Annotated in this window: 14 protein-coding genes and 1 pseudogene; 9 read left to right on the top strand and 6 right to left on the bottom strand. The window is 46.7% G+C overall.

Annotated features, from left to right (window positions below; translation table 11 throughout):
- Nucleotides 1-33 precede the first annotated feature (33 nt).
- On the top strand, nt 34-834 hold the full coding sequence (locus tag SPI9445_RS0110720; RefSeq protein ID WP_017304747.1) for a creatininase family protein: 801 nt from the start codon (nt 34-36) through the stop codon (nt 832-834).
- A 17-nt stretch (nt 835-851) separates the two neighbouring features.
- On the opposite strand, the gene SPI9445_RS0110715 is transcribed toward SPI9445_RS0110720, so the two are convergent.
- Nucleotides 852-1,049, bottom strand: a complete 198-nt coding sequence (locus SPI9445_RS0110715) for a DUF2949 domain-containing protein (RefSeq protein WP_017304746.1) — start codon at nt 1,047-1,049, stop codon at nt 852-854.
- An 87-nt stretch (nt 1,050-1,136) separates the two neighbouring features.
- Nucleotides 1,137-1,346 (bottom strand): hypothetical protein, encoded by a 210-nt coding sequence (locus SPI9445_RS0110710; protein ID WP_017304745.1) that lies wholly within the window; start codon nt 1,344-1,346, stop codon nt 1,137-1,139.
- 530 nt (nt 1,347-1,876) lie between these two features.
- On the opposite strand from SPI9445_RS0110710, the gene SPI9445_RS0110705 reads away from it, so the two are divergent.
- Nucleotides 1,877-2,098 (top strand): hypothetical protein, encoded by a 222-nt coding sequence (locus SPI9445_RS0110705; RefSeq protein ID WP_017304744.1) that lies wholly within the window; start codon nt 1,877-1,879, stop codon nt 2,096-2,098.
- A 16-nt stretch (nt 2,099-2,114) separates the two neighbouring features.
- Here the strand turns inward: SPI9445_RS0110705 and SPI9445_RS32075 are convergent.
- The 3 genes and pseudogenes from SPI9445_RS32075 to SPI9445_RS0110695 all read right to left on the bottom strand — a co-directional run.
- Nucleotides 2,115-2,286: pseudogene (locus tag SPI9445_RS32075) on the bottom strand (RNA-guided endonuclease TnpB family protein); the annotation flags it as partial.
- Entirely contained in the window at nt 2,283-3,320 is a 1,038-nt protein-coding gene (locus SPI9445_RS0110700) for a DMT family transporter (protein ID WP_017304743.1), read from the bottom strand. The gene SPI9445_RS0110700 and the pseudogene SPI9445_RS32075, both read right to left, overlap by 4 nt.
- Before the next feature lie 120 nt (nt 3,321-3,440).
- Nucleotides 3,441-4,469, bottom strand: a complete 1,029-nt coding sequence (locus SPI9445_RS0110695; protein ID WP_017304742.1) for a metal ABC transporter solute-binding protein, Zn/Mn family — start codon at nt 4,467-4,469, stop codon at nt 3,441-3,443.
- A 117-nt stretch (nt 4,470-4,586) separates the two neighbouring features.
- Here SPI9445_RS0110695 and SPI9445_RS0110690 point away from each other — a divergent pair, with 117 nt between their 5' ends.
- The 7 genes from SPI9445_RS0110690 (at nt 4,587) to SPI9445_RS25160 (ending at nt 13,468) form a co-directional block, all read left to right on the top strand.
- On the top strand, nt 4,587-5,306 hold the full coding sequence (locus SPI9445_RS0110690; protein WP_017304741.1) for a metal ABC transporter ATP-binding protein: 720 nt from the start codon (nt 4,587-4,589) through the stop codon (nt 5,304-5,306).
- Between the two features lie 552 nt (nt 5,307-5,858).
- Nucleotides 5,859-6,707: a metal ABC transporter permease gene (locus SPI9445_RS0110685; RefSeq protein ID WP_026079692.1), complete on the top strand. Its 849-nt coding sequence runs from the start codon at nt 5,859-5,861 to the stop codon at nt 6,705-6,707.
- A 91-nt stretch (nt 6,708-6,798) separates the two neighbouring features.
- Nucleotides 6,799-8,043 (top strand): polysaccharide deacetylase family protein, encoded by a 1,245-nt coding sequence (locus SPI9445_RS0110680; RefSeq protein ID WP_017304739.1) that lies wholly within the window; start codon nt 6,799-6,801, stop codon nt 8,041-8,043.
- Nucleotides 8,044-8,050: 7 nt separating this feature from the next.
- Entirely contained in the window at nt 8,051-9,031 is a 981-nt protein-coding gene (locus SPI9445_RS31105; RefSeq protein ID WP_017304738.1) for a type II toxin-antitoxin system HicA family toxin, read from the top strand.
- 177 nt (nt 9,032-9,208) lie between these two features.
- A complete protein-coding gene (locus SPI9445_RS0110670) occupies nt 9,209-9,526 on the top strand; it encodes a hypothetical protein (protein WP_017304737.1) in 318 nt (105 codons plus the stop codon).
- A gap of 49 nt (nt 9,527-9,575) precedes the next feature.
- Nucleotides 9,576-11,666 (top strand): phosphate acetyltransferase, encoded by a 2,091-nt coding sequence (pta, locus tag SPI9445_RS0110665; RefSeq protein WP_017304736.1) that lies wholly within the window; start codon nt 9,576-9,578, stop codon nt 11,664-11,666.
- 263 nt (nt 11,667-11,929) lie between these two features.
- Nucleotides 11,930-13,468, top strand: coding sequence for a sensor domain-containing diguanylate cyclase (locus tag SPI9445_RS25160; protein ID WP_017304735.1), 1,539 nt, complete (start codon nt 11,930-11,932; stop codon nt 13,466-13,468).
- A gap of 69 nt (nt 13,469-13,537) precedes the next feature.
- On the opposite strand, the gene SPI9445_RS0110655 is transcribed toward SPI9445_RS25160, so the two are convergent.
- Nucleotides 13,538-15,064 carry a CHAT domain-containing protein gene (locus SPI9445_RS0110655; protein WP_164674508.1) on the bottom strand — a complete coding sequence of 509 codons (1,527 nt, stop codon included), beginning with the start codon at nt 15,062-15,064 and terminating at the stop codon, nt 13,538-13,540.
- Nucleotides 15,065-15,189: the final 125 nt, after the last annotated feature.

Below are 15,189 nucleotides of genomic sequence, written 5' to 3'. Positions count from 1 at the left end.
TAAACCCAAATTTTTAGTAACTTTAAGGAAACAATGCACGGTTTTATTCCCCCAGAACGGTTTTTTCCCTATCTCACTTGGACGGAAATTGAACAGATGGAGGATCGGGAAAATGTGGTCATTGTTCAACCTGTGGGAGCAATTGAGCAGCATGGCCCCCATTTGCCTCTGGTGGTGGATGCGGCGATTAGTGTGGGGGTATTGGGGCGGGCGTTGAATTTGTTGCCGTCTGATGTGCCTGTGTATGCCCTGCCGCCGTTGTATTATGGCAAGTCTAATGAGCATTGGCACTTCCCCGGCACGATTACCTTATCCGCAGAAACGCTGTTAGGGGTGATTCGGGAGGTGGCCGGGAGTATTTACCGGGCAGGATTTCGCAAGTTGGTGTTGTTTAATGCCCACGGGGGACAACCTCAAGTGATGCAAATTGCGGCCCGGGACTTACATCAAGGGTATGGGGATTTATTGGTGTTTCCCTTGTTTGTTTGGCGAGTTCCCAATGCTACGCGGGAATTACTCAGCGCTAAGGAGTTGGAGTATGGGATTCATGGGGGGGAGGCGGAAACGAGTTTAATGCTTTCTCTCTTGCCGGAGCAGGTGCAGATGGAGAGGGCTGTTTGTGAGTATCCGCCCGCTATGCCCGAGGGGAGTCTGTTGAGTCTGGAGGGTGCTTTACCCTTTGCTTGGGTGACGCGGGAGTTAAGCCACAGTGGGGTGCTGGGAGATGGAACGAAGGGAACGCGGGAGAAGGGCGATCGCATTTTGCAATCTTTGGCTGAAAGTTGGGTGAAGGTTCTGCAAGAAGTCTATCACTTTCAACAACCGGGGGGATAATCACCGGAAACCATCCCCTAGGCGGTTTCTAACCACTCGAAAATTAGATCCAGTTGGTCTAAGGTGACTAAACCATATTGCCAGAGAATCATCGGGATACAGTGCGCGGCGCTCGCGTCCCGATTCCGACGAAGTGCGATCGCCACAGATTCGGAGGGAATGGCGAGTTCATCTTGTAAAAATCTAACCAAAGCTTGTAAGAGTGATGATTTCATGAGGTTGTACCGTGTAAGGAGTAATTAATTCAACAGAGTTAAAAAAAGGAATATCGAACAAAGAAAAAAGTTTCCCAAGGCTCTTGATTAAAACATCTGATCTACTACTTTAATTTTGCCTTTACGAATAGCTCGTAGTAGTCGGTTAATTGCCCGCGCATCCTCTTCCGGGAGAGACTCATCACAAACCGCCGCTAGTAAACCATAACGATCAGCCCTTGTGATTTGACCTGTCTCCGTTGCAGCCACCAAAATTTCGGAAATAGAGCCTGGAATTAGTTGAACGGGAGGCAACATAGCTTTAAATGGATGACGCTCAGTCTAATATCTCCCATTTTTCCCAGAGCAAACGTGATTAGTCCCCAAGGTAAGGAGTGAATTTGATCGCAAAATGAAGTGATAAGCAACACGGATAAGTGGTGATCTAAACCTAAAAAAATTGTGATAAAAATCACCCTCAGACCCTAAAAAAATAAATCCGTAGAGACTTGACAAATCCCATCAACTAAAGTATATGTTGTATATTAGGATACATAAATCGTTCATCTCTCTGCATAACTTGAAGTTATATAAGACTGGCAACATTAGGCCGTTAACTAGCCCCTGAGCAACTAACTCTAATGTGGGAACTTCCATCTGGGAATGCCCAGTCAAAAGTGTCTAGTTTAGATTGGCAGATTGAGCCGATATTTTGCCCGATGTTGAGTCAAATTGAGTCAAAATGCTAGAGCTAATAATGTATAGCGGGGAGACGGAAGTAGGCCAATGACCGAAGGAACGCACCGCATCTAGAAATCCTTCCAACTAATGAAAGAGTAAAACGAGATATGATGCTTGCGCCTTTACTAATCAGTTTATCAATTGCTTCCGTAGCAGTTTGTTTAAACATCAACACCCAAGAAGAGATAGTCAAAGTGACGGCTGGATTTATTGCCTTGCTCTGTTTATTTCTTAGCCTCTTCTTTGCACCTTGGTTTCTCAAACTGTTGATTCTGGGGTTGCCTTTGGCAATGGATAAACTCCATGGGTTTAAAAAAGTGACTGATTAATTGACACTCCTGGACGCTAAAGGGACGGGGATTCTTCATTCATAGACTCAGCTTGCCTTGACAGGATTACTCTAGCCAAAGTAGAGACTAAATCTCCTGAAGCGTTCGGATCGTTGATCCAAGTTCCGGTATGCCCTACCGTAGGCGGCTTTTAGAATATTGAGTGCCCCATTCCAATCCCTATCTAGGGCTTGGAGTGGGTTAGGGGGGTTTTTTGGATTGGCTCAGGCACAGGTTCTAAGGTGTTAAATACTAGAGGTGTGGTGTTTTTTTTCCACTGTTGGGCGAGTTGTTCCCGTTGATTAACTAGATAAATACTGACTAGGGTTAGGATTACCCCTAACCATTGCAGAGGACTGAGGATTTCTCCGAGGAGGAGATTACTAAAAATGAGGGCGAAAACGGGAGTCAGGAAGGTGAGGGAGGTAAAACTGGTGAGGTTGCCTTGGGAGGCGATGTAGAAAAAGAGTCCGTAGGCGATCGCACTGCCAAAAATTGCCGAGTATCCCAAGGCTAACCAACCACTCCCTGTAATATGCTGCCATTGGTGACTTTCCCAACATCCCGACAGCACAAACAGGGGAACTCCACCTAAAATCATGTGCCATCCTGTCGCCACAATGGGATTCACATGACGACTAACAAAACGAATGCTAACGGTTCCGGTAGCCATGGAGAGGGCGGCCAATAACATCAACCATTGACCATTGTTAAAGAGATTTTGCCAACTCCAGGACAATGCAATGCTACTGTCGCTAAACCAACTCAAGAGCCACGCATCGGGCAAACCGATTAAACTAATCCCTAATATGCCAATGAGTAGGCCAATCCCTCCCCATAGGCCAATCACTTCGCCGAATAGCCAACTAGAGAGTAAGGCGATCGCAATCGGTTGAGAATCAATCATCACCGATCCTAACCCCGCCCCTGTCCTGGTCAATCCTTCAGCTAAAAACCCTTGAAACAAAAACCCATCTAACAGGGCGAACAAGCCAATCCAAAGCCATGCTTTCCATCCCTTGGGTTGGGGGAGTTTCCAGTACCAACTCGCCCCCAAAATCAACACCCCGGCCGGAACTAAACGCACTCCTGCCACAAACAACGGGGTTGTATCATCAATGACCCCTTTCATCGCCACCATCGCCGTTCCCCAGAGGAAAAACGGCGCAATGAGAACCAAAGGAAGCCAAGGGGATTGAGAAGTTAGGGATTTCAACTGCATGAACTCTAAGAAATTTTGCCAGTGTCTTTAGTTCATTGTAATCAAATGTTGAGTTTTGTTAAGCAAAGCTGAGAATTTTTTCTGACCAGAGCGGATTTCCCCTGTTCCCTGTTCCCTAATCTAAAGATTCGGTTCCTGAAACTCCCCCCCCAATCCTTGAACAATATTGCGGGTATTTTCAATCAACATGGCCGTATAGAGAGGGACTAACCCCACCCCAGCCACACCGACAGCCCCAGTGGTGAAAATGGGCTGTTCTGGGATGGTGATGTTGGCTTCACGGGCAACAATTTCAATCGATCCGGGGTTGGTGGTTGTTTCCACAAATAAAGCTGGAACTTGGGCGTTTCGCACTGTTTCAACGATGGTTTTCAGACGTTGGGGGGTGGGGGTGCTTTCGGTACTTAACCCCTGTACGGCCATGCTAGGGATGTTATAGGCCGCGCTGTAGTAAGCAAAAGCGTCATGGGTGGTTACGAGTTTCCGTTGTTGCGCGGGTATGGTGGCGATTTGGTCTTTAATCCAACTGTGGAGTTGGTTGAGTTGGTCTTGAATGGCTTGGCCTTTTTCCTGATATTGTGTGGCGGATTCGGGAACTAGGGAGCTTAATTCTGTAGCAATCACTCGGGCGATTTTGCCGCCGTTTTCCGCACTGTGCCAGATGTGGGGATCAGGTTCTTTCTCCTCGCTGCTGGTTTCGTGATCATGGCTGTGGCTGTGATCATGGTCGTGATCATGACTGTAGCCGTGATCCTCATGATCATGATGGTGGTGTCCCATGAGGGGATCCCGAACGGCCTGCTCGTAAACGGCGACGGTGGGGGTGGAACTGGCAGCTAAAAGCCCTTCTACTCTTGGTTCCAAATTATACCCACCATAAAAGATTAATTGGGCGGCTTCGATGGCCTGACGGTTGCTGGGGGTGGGTTCGTAGGTGTGGGGATCTTGGGCGCTATCCATTAAGCAGGTCAAATCAATGGTATCTTGTGCGATCGCCTCGGTCATCTCACACAAAATCGCTGTGGTTGCCACGACTTTGGGTTTCGGGGTGTCTGTTTCTTCTACAACCGGGGGAACTGTACCCGCACAAGCGGACATCCCCAAAGCTATCACAACCCCAACAACCGGACCCAGTGGACGAGCAAACATTAAACAACCTCCCAGAAAAATAGAATGATTCTCATTATGCAGTAAAATTGATAATCATTCTTAAGTTTAACGCAAAAATTCAAGAATGAGAATCGTTATCATGCAAGAGGGAAAAATATGCTGGTAGTTCGGGATCTGACCGTCCACTATCAAGGGTTTTGCGCCTTAGATCGGATAAGCTTTAACTTAGAGTCAGGTCAATTAGTCGGTGTGGTGGGGCCGAATGGGGCGGGGAAAAGTACCTTATTGAAGAGTATGTTAGGGTTAGTGGCACCCCAGGGGGGCAGTATTCGTTATGATGGCCACCCCCTGATTCAGCAACGGCAAAAAGTGGCCTATGTTCCCCAACGTTCTCAAATTGACTGGAATTATCCGATTACCGTTAAAAATGTGGTGATGTTGGCGCAGATGCAGCAACAGGGGTTTTGGCAGTTTCCCACTCGCCAAGCGCGTCAAAGGGTGAAGCAGGCGTTAATCCAGGTGGATTTGTGGGATTTGCGCGATCGCCATATCCGAGAACTTTCTGGTGGTCAACAGCAGCGCGTCTTTTTAGCCCGTTCCCTTGCACAACAAGCCGATATTTTCTTTTTTGATGAACCCTTTAATGGCGTAGATCAAAAAACCAAAGAGATTTTCTACTCCATTTTACAGGAACTCAAAGAAGAACATAAAACCCTACTAATTGTGAGTCACGATTTAGGCGACACCCTGAACTACTATGATCAGTTAATGTTAATCAATCGCTCCATTCTCGCTACAGGTTTACCCCAAGAAGTTCTCACCCCCGACAACTTTTATCAAGCCTATGGTCATCCGTTTAACTTGTTGTCCGCCTAACGCTACCCAAGCACCTAACCCCATGAAATTTGTAGGTTGGGTGGAGCGACAGCGCAACCCAACAAAATAGGTTAATAATTGAGAGATAGCGCGTCAATATTTAGGGCTTGCTGTTCACTTCGTGACGCTTCGCGTTCGCGAAGCGTCACGAAGTGAACGCGAAGCGTTGCGTAGCAATATAACTCTACTCCGGGTGGAAAACAGCGAACGGGAAGGAACAGGGGGGAATCGGAATAAGGCAAGCCTTTTTGATGATTTATCCCTAAAACCTTGCACTTTCTCGCGCTCAAAACGGCTGAAAACCTTATTAAACAGTGCTTAGAGGGATATTCAGCAGACCCTATTTATTTTAATTCCCTTGTCACCCTATTCTCTCACTCCGCAGCCGATAACCCCTTTGGGCGTATGCAATACGCCCCTACGAGTCAAACACAATCTAGGAAGTTATTGCCTCAACCCCTTTGGGCGTATGCAATACGCCCCTACGAGTCGAACACAGTGTAGGAAGTTATTGCCTCAACCCTTGTTCATTACTGCTTACTATTCCCTCCAATGAATTGGTTACTTGAACCCCTACAATTTGAATTTATGAGAAACGCCTTCGGGATGGCGATTCTCCTCGGAATTTTATGCGCCATCGTCGGCAGTTACCTAGTCGTAGAGCAAATGAGTTTAATGGCTAACGTCATTTCCCATGCCATATTACCCGGATTATCCATTGCCTTTTTTTTAGGGATTAATCTATCCATCGGGGCATTAATTGCCGGAGTATTAAGCGCCTTTACCGTCGCTTGGATTCGGCAAAACTCCCCCATTAGTGTTGATGCCGCAATGGGCTTAGTTCTCTCCAGTTTCCTCGCCCTTGGAGTGATGTTAATCGAACTCTTGCGCACCAATCGGATTGACCTCAATCAGCTATTATTTGGCGATATTTTAAGCGTACAATCTCAGCATATCGTCCAGACCTTTTTCATTACCCTAGCCATTGCCATTATTGTAATTATTTTTTACCAACCCTTGCTTTATTACACCTTTGACCCATTAGGTGCAAAAGCAAGCGGTTTGCCCGTCAACTGGATTTATTTTGGCTTTATTACCGCCGTTACCTTAACGATTATTGCCAGTATGCAAAGCGTGGGGGTTTTATTAGTCATTTCCCTGTTAGTCGGGCCGGCGAGTACCGCCTATTTATTAGTGAAAGAACTGCACTGGATGATGGTGGGGGCGGGAATCTTCGGGGTTTTTAGTAGCATTACAGGGATGTATTTAAGCTATTATCTTGACCTGCCCTCTGGCCCCGCCATTGTGTTAGTTATTTTCGCCTTGTTCTGGGTGGCTTTTTTATTCAGTCCAAGACAGGGATTATGGCGTAAGATTAAAGCAATGATCCAGAATCAATAATCAATCATCAATTCTCAATGTTTTTCCTCCCCATTTTTCCCCCGGCTAAAAGGGGATGAGGGGGGATTCTGCACCTTTTTTTTAACCCATCATGACCTACGCTGTATTTGTGCCTTGGCTTCATATGCACCAACCGCCGATTTGGGTAGGCGATCGCATTTTAGGCAATTTAGAGAAAATGCTCAACAGTGATCCCAACTCCGAGGAAGGATGGAACGCCCAATGGTTTGCCCAAGCTTACAAAAATCCTGCCCGTTATGTGCAGATGCTCTCTCAACAAGGCTGCACCCCCCGGTTAATGGTAGACTATTCCGGCGTTTTATTAGCCGAATTAGCCCAGTTATCCCGTAGTGGGCGGTTTGAGCATTTATATGTCGAAGGCGAGCCTGTAGGCGATGTAATCGCCCTCTTCCGCCATGTTTTAGAGCAATACCCCGAAGCCTTAGAGTTTGCCGGAACCGCCTACAGTCACTGCTACTTTCCCGCCACCCCCCAACGAGATCATGAGGCGCAAATCCGCGCTTGGCGTGTACTCTTTGCCGACTTATTTGGAGAGGCTGCACTGCAACGGGTGCGGGGGTTTTGGTTGCCAGAAATGGGGATGTTAGGCGAGGCCAAGGAAGCCATACAACTGATTCGGCTACTGAAAAAATATCACTACGAATGGTTAATTTTGCCCAGTAGTACCCTAGAAAAACCGGACAATTGGGCGACTCCCTTATTAGAAAACCGCGTCCATGAATTAGTGATCGAAGCGGGGGGAGAAACCGAACGCATCCTTTGTGTGGTGCGGGATACAGATATGGGAATCCGCCAACAAAGTGGACATAATGCCGAAGGAGTGGTGAATGATATTCGCTATCGGGGGGAACTCTTCCAACGAGAACAGATTAGTCCTCCTCCCCTCATTGTGCCAACCTCCGACGGGGAAAATGGCAACGTGATGATGTTTGAGTATTTTAAAAACTCCTTCGCCCCTCTGTTTTACAATACCCACCAATGGCCAGAGGTTACATTTCTGACGGTGAGTGAGTATATAGACCACTACTGTAGCCAAGGAGTGGCTAGTCAGGTGACACTTAAAGCCACCGGAGGATCTTGGATTGGTGGCCATGATCATTGGTTTGCGGGGGATGAACGCAAAGCCATTTTAGACCAGATTGAACAGTTGAGTCAGCAGGTGATGACGTTACGACAACAGGGGAAACTCACCCCAGATCATCCCCTAGAACAGGCGCTCTTATTATGTGAAACCAGTTGCTTTGTCTACTGGAATTCAGAATTTTGGTTCAATCAAGCCCGTCAGTTTTTACAATGGACTAAAACTATGTCGTAACAGGATTATGTCATCTTCCAAACGTCCCCCCTTCTGGCGATTGTTTTCTACCCCATTGAGTCGGGGGGTACTGTTGGGGGTGATGGTTTTGGGGAGTGGTGCATTTGCCCTTCGTCAAACTTACCACATCCAGCACAACCCGCCCAATAGAGCAGAAAGCTCCCCCACCTTCCCCCAAGCCATAAGAGAATGGCTACAAAACCCCCTCTCTCCCCGCTACCCCTTCCCCCTCTACACCACCGTAGCACTCACCACCCTTAGCACAGGTTTAGCCCTCTGGGGAGGGACAGAATGGTTGATTCTCCGGCAACGCACGACTCGCCATTTACGCCGTCAGATAGTGGAAAATCAGGCGCAACAAGCCGGGATTCAACAGTTACAACGGGATCTCGAACAATTAACCCAAGAACGGAATAGCTTGCAACAACAACTGAACCCCGTTGTGCAACAAAATTTAGAAATACTTCAGCAAGAAATGGTCAACTTACAAAGTATTCTACAACAGTTGGAGCAGCAAAACAGGCAAGTTTTAACCCAATATCAAGAGGCGACCCATCAACTGGAAAATATCAACTGGTACAATCGAGAATTAGAGCAAGAAAACCATCAACTGCATGAGGAAAAAGGGCAAATTATGCAGGAATTAGACTCAAAAACTGCTCAACTTTGGCAAATGGAACAAGCGCTTAAAAGATATCAAGACCAGAATAATCACGACGATTATAATGAGGACTTCACCCATCAGCATTTAGATCAAAACTCTTGGCCGTTTCGTCACCTGACTGGAATTTCCGCAGATCAAGCCTTGCGTGCGGTGGAACGTCTCGGCTTTGTTTATGTGGGGCAGAGGGGGAGTCATATTAGGTATCAGAAAAGACAAACGTTAACGTTCATTTTGCCCAACAAATCAGAAATTGCTCCGGGTACTTTAAGAAATGCCCTACAAAATGCTGGTATTACGTTAGAAGAGTTTCGGAAAAATTTATGATGGGCGGCTGAATCTAGCCATCCTATTTAGGATGGGCTGAATAGGACTCTAATCCGGGGAATGGGGGGGTGGGGGGAATCAATTGTGAATTCTATCTTAACCTCTTGGCAAAAATTGGGATTTTGATGCAAGTTAGAGGGAGGGAAAGAGAAGAGTAAACAGGAGAGAAACACCGTGATGGAACTTTGGCGACTGTGGTGGCAGACTATTGTTTTATCGAGTCAACACAACCCCCCGCGCTTTATTGAGGCTTTAATGTTATCTTTAGCGATCGCCTTTTTGCTAATCCTTCTCTTCACCTGGCGCACCAGTCACCAATGGCCCTATCTCGTCTTGAGTCTAAGTTACGGCATAGGGGCCTCAGTGTCTATCCTAGTGCGGGAGGCTTATAGTGGCTCATCTCCTCCCCGTTTCACCCCCGTTATGGGAGTGATCAGTGTTTCTTTACTCATACTTATTTGGGGCTTAATGTTAGTGGTCCAAGATGCGTTTTAAAGGGTTTTTTCCTCACCTCAAATTAATCTTGACCTCTCGATGGTGAACCATGACACACTCCCTATACATTAGTATTAATGAATCCAAAAGTGGGAAATCCCTCATTGCTTTAGGCATTATTGAACTAATTTTGCGCAAAACAACAAAAGTCGGTTTTTTTAGACCTATTATCGGGAGTCATCACCCCGAAGAAGCCGATAAGGACATTAAGCTGATTTTGCGGCATTTTCGCTTAAATCAAACCTATGAAGAATCCTACGGGGTTTCCTTTCAGGAGATGGGAGATTTAGGACGAAATGGTAATATAGAGAACGTTTTAGAAAAAATCATTAGTCGCTACAAAAATCTTGAACAAAAATGTGATTTTATTCTCTGTGAAGGGTCAGATTATTTAGGACAAAGTACGGCCTTTGAGTTTAACATTAACCGCACCATTGCCAAGACCTTAAATTGTCCCGTTTTAATTATCGGCAATGCCTATCAAAAGACCATTGATGAGGCCATTAATTCCGTTGACTTGTCCTTCAATGCTTACCAAGAAGAAGAATGTCAAGTAGTGGGAATTTTACTGAATAAGGCGAATCCCCGCGCTTTAAAAGAGTTTCAAGACCATTTAGAGGCAAAATATGATCCCGAAAAGTATTTATTAGGAGTGATTCCCTTTAGTAATCGTCTGAATAGTCCTCGGGTGCGGGATATTGTCGCTCAACTTAAAGCGGAGGTGATTTGGGGAGGGGATAAACTAGATAATGTGGTATCTTCTTATATTGTAGCCGCGATGCAGGTACAACACGCTATTACTCACTTTGTTGATGATGCCTTAGTTATTACACCGGGAGATCGAGGAGATATTATTATTGGGGCATTACAAGCCCATCAATCGGTCAATTATCCACGCTTGGCGGGGATAGTCTTATCCACAGGATTTAGACCAGAATTGCCCGTTATGCAGTTAATTGAGGGGTTATCCGATAGCTTGCCGATTCTGTTAGTAGAAGAGAATACTTATGAAACAGCGACCCAACTCAATACGGCTGTTTATCCTTCTATTACAGCATCGGATCATGAAAAAATTTCCCTGAGTTTGCGGCAATTTAACCGTCATGTAAACTTAGCCCAACTGGAAAAACAAATTAGCACCCTCCGCAGTCACGGAATCACGCCGAAAATGTTTATTTATAATCGGGTAGAACAGGCAAAAGCACTCCATAAACATATTGTTCTCCCAGAAGGCAATGAGCCGCGTATTTTAAAAGCGGCGGCGTGGTTAGTTAATCAGGATATTGTGGATTTAACGCTTTTGGGACAACGGGAAGAAATTGCCCAAATTATCAAACAACAAGGCATTCATTTAGATTTAGATAAAGTACAGATTATTAATCCCCTTGAGTCGGAGAAATTGGGGGAATATATTCAAATTTTTTATGACCTACGGAAACATAAGGGAGTAACCTTAGAATCGGCTCGGGATTGTGTCTTAGATGTGTCGTATTTTGGGACGATGATGGTCTATCAAGGGGAGGCGGATGGCATGGTATCCGGTGCATTGCATACCACACAACACACCATTCGTCCAGCTCTACAAATTATTAAAACTAAGCCGAATTATGCGATTGTTTCTTCTGTGTTTTTAATGTGTTTATCGGATCGGGTTTTAGTCTATGGGGATTGTGCGGTTAATCCCAATCCCAACGCCGAACAATTAGCGGAAATTGCCCTATCTTCGGCGGAAACGGCCGAGTCTTTTGGCATTGAACCGAAAGTGGCGTTATTGTCCTATTCTTCGGGAACATCAGGACAGGGGGAAGCGGTGGAAAAAGTCCGTCGGGCGGCAGAAATTGCTAAACAACGCCGTCCCGATTTAAAATTAGAAGGGCCGATTCAATACGATGCGGCGGTAGATGCAGAGGTGGCCGCCCAAAAGTTGCCTAATTCCGAAGTGGCCGGACAAGCGACGGTCTTGGTGTTCCCTGATCTCAACACGGGGAATAATACTTATAAGGCGGTACAACGAGAAACAGGTGCGATCGCCATTGGTCCGATTCTCCAAGGTCTGAAAAAACCCGTCAATGACCTCAGTCGCGGCTGTACTGTGCCGGATATTATAAACACGGTGGTCATTACAGCGATTCAAAGTTAGTGCCTGTCCAGACGTTCTCCTTCAGAAATTGCTAAAATCGTAGTGGTTGCAATACCCACCCCAAGGGGGTTGATATTACCTCGGGGAATTGTGATTGTTGTGGGAGTTTGCCATTCTAGTGGTTTTTTCGTGCAGGATCATGCTACAGGCGGTCTTGCGGTATAACAGGTAAAATGTCGGGTTAATGCTCTTTGTCACCCTTAATGTTTGCAGGAGCATAGCCTAATCTTGGGTATTGTTCTTGAGGTAGAACAAATTTCCTTATGACCCATTCACCCCTCCCTGCTTGTTGGTCTGCGGATGCAAACCCTCAAGAGTCTTTGTTACAGAAGGATCTGGCCGCATGGCGAGACTATATTGCTTTGCAAGAGTTGGTGACTCATTTACCCATTGGCATCTGGTTAATGAGTCCCGATTTAAAACAATTGTTCTACAAAAGTCCCTGCTGCGAGTCCTTGTGGCCAGAGTCCCTCTCGACAGAAACAGGATGTTTTTGGTTAAGGGGGATTTTAGCGGAGGATGCCGAGCAAGTTATTTTTAGTCAAGAACAGGCACTAGATCAGGGGATTTTACAGGACACCGTAGAGTTAGAGTATCGGATGGTAGATCCCCAAAAGCGGACGCGCTGGGTGTCGGTGCGGTTGTTTCCCATTCGGAATGCAGAGGGAACGGTGGAGGGGGTGGCTGGGATTGGGGAAGATATTACCCAACGGAAAAATACGGAAGATGCTTTAAAGTATATTATCCATCAACAGACTTTAGTGAATGCGATCGCCCAACGGATTCGTCGTTCTTTGGAAATTGAGGCCATTCTAGAGACAACGGTGCAGGAGGTGCAGAATCTTTTATTATGCGATCGCGCTTTTCTCTACCGTTTAGATTTTGATTGGAGTGGGACTGTAGTAGTAGAAGCATTACGATCCCCAGATTATTCCCTGCTGGGACGACGACTGACGGATACAGAATTCATCGCCAACTATGTGGAACTGTACCAAAAGGGGCGGATTCATGTAGTGGATGATGTGCAGCAGTCCAATTTATCGGAGTGTTATATTAACTGGCTCACTGATTTACAAGTGCGGGCTAATTTAGTGGTGCCGGTGCTGCATGATGAGGAACTGTGGGGAATGTTGGTGGTGCAGGAATGCGAACAACCCCGCCCTTGGCAAGCGTTTGAGGTGGAATTATTACAACAGTTGGCCGTTCAAGTTGCGATCGCTATCCAACAGGCCGAACTCTTAGAAGAACTCAAAACCACCAACACCGAACTCCAACAACTGGCCACCCTAGACAGCTTAACCCAAGTGGGAAATCGTCGCTCTTTTGACGAGGCCCTGCCCCGAGAATGGGAGAAAATGGCTTTATCTCAAGCCTCCCTCAGCTTAGTATTAGTCGATGTAGACTTTTTTAAGGCCTACAATGACACCTATGGTCATCCAGCCGGAGATGAGTGTTTACGCGCTGTTGCTCAAACTTTACGCACGGCTGTTAAACGGTCTACAGACCTTGTAACACGCTACGGAGGGGAAGAATTTGCCATTTTGCTCCCTCATACCGATGCCAACGGAGCCGTTCAAGTGGCCGGGGAAATTCTCTCCAGAGTGCGACAACTCAAAATTCCCCATTCTCAATCGAGCGTTAGCCATCATATCAGCGTTAGCGTGGGAATTGTCACCACTATTCCCCATCCCGCACTCTCCTATCAGGATTTCGTCAAACGAGGAGATCAGGCACTCTATGAGGCCAAACACCAAGGACGAGATCGGATGATCCTTGCTGAATATCCCGATTTTTTGGATTAATTCCCTCTCGACTAGGGGGCAGGGGAGAGGTAATAGGGAATAATGATCAACTCCCGACTCCCTTCTTTCCTACCACGGGGAACCAATCATAGTAAAAGCGCTCCAGTAGTAGGGATGGGTTAATTCGCGATCGCCTAAAGCGACCAACTCCGGAGTTAGGGGAAAAGTCCCCTCCGGAGTCACCAACTGGCCCCCCTCTAAACGCGCTTGTCCCTGGGCCATTGCCAATTGTGCTTGACGTAACGCTTCCGCTTTAATCGGAACCTGTCTCAACTGTTCATAAAAAGACACCATAAAGGCCAAAGTCCCCGCATCACTGACATACCACAGACTCCCTAACGCCGTTTTAACCCCGGCCTTGGCCGCTAATCCCGCAAACCCTAATTCTGCCTCCGTATCCCCTAACGCCGTCCGACAGGCACTCAACACCAACAACTCCACCGGGGGATTATTAAACCCTAACCGACGAATAGCATCTAAACGCAGGGGGCCATCACTAAACTGAATAAACGAATTTTCTGGACTCCCAGACTGAAATTCCCCATGAGTCCCCAGATGAACAATCCCGTAAGGCGTTTGCTGACGAATTTCCGTTAAATTGCGTACCGTGAAGTCTTGATTTAACAAAAACCGACCCGGCCAAAGTTGTTCCGTAATCAGTTCTAATTCCAAGGGAACTCCCGGTAGGGGATCTTGAGTGGCAAACTCAGCGGCCCCCATAGCTAGGACTTGCAGGTTTTGGATATTAACATAGCGCGTATCTGTTAACGCCAAACTCGGCATTAAACCGACGCTGTAGTTTTCAATGATGAACCCTTCTCCATCGTGTAAAGTGGCCAGAGGGAGCGATCGCAATCCCTCATCTAAAATAAACACCAAATTCTCAATATTGCGCGCTTCTAAATCTTCCAGCAAAGGCTCAACCAACCAACGATAAAACTGTTGTGCCGGGGCTAAAAATGCCGTCGCCCGTCCCGGATTGGTCACGGCACGACGCAGTTCATCCCCTTGGGCTAACACCGTTTCTCGCGTCACAGGAACCCGTTTCCGCACCGCATCCCCCTGCGCCGTCAGCATTAAAATTTCCAGCTGATCATCCGGTTGTGGACTAAACGTAATACTAGGACTGGTTTCTTGAGCCTCCGTAATATTCAAATGACCCAAAAAATCCCGCGTCACTTGCGCTTCTCGTTGTTCAAAATTAGGACTATAGGCCAGTTGACCCGGCACAAAATTAATATAAATAATCGCCGGATTTACCCCCGTTTCCTCACTAATCTCCTCTAAAATATTCCGCGCATCTTCTTGTTGGAGCGTTGGCACAAAAACAGGAGTTTGCAACGTTGGTCTAGGTCGATATTGCCAAGGTTGCGGCCGATTGGAATCAGACTCAAAGGGAGGAGTGGAGGTAGGGGCAGGCGTGAAAATAGGGCTAGGAATAGGGCTAGGGGAAGGCTCAGAAAAGCTAGGGCTAGATGGCCCAGAAAAGCTAGGATCAGAAGGAGAGACTTGGGATAAAAGGGGCTGATATCCCTGCACCAAACTCCACGCCGTCAAACCACCGAGCAACACAGGGAAAACATAAAGCAGTTTCATGATTGAATCATTGACCATTAACGATAGGTTGTTGGTATTGTATCTAATCTTCTGGCAGTCGGCTGTTAAATCTTGACCCCCGTTTAATCTAAAATTAACCCTCCAGAGGTTGACATTTAATTTAT

It is taken from the genome of Spirulina subsalsa PCC 9445, from assembly GCF_000314005.1.
In the GTDB taxonomy this organism is placed as follows: domain Bacteria; phylum Cyanobacteriota; class Cyanobacteriia; order Cyanobacteriales; family Spirulinaceae; genus Spirulina_A; species Spirulina_A subsalsa.
The sequence above is the reverse complement of the archived record's forward strand: the minus strand, read 5'-3'. Positions and strand labels throughout refer to the sequence as shown.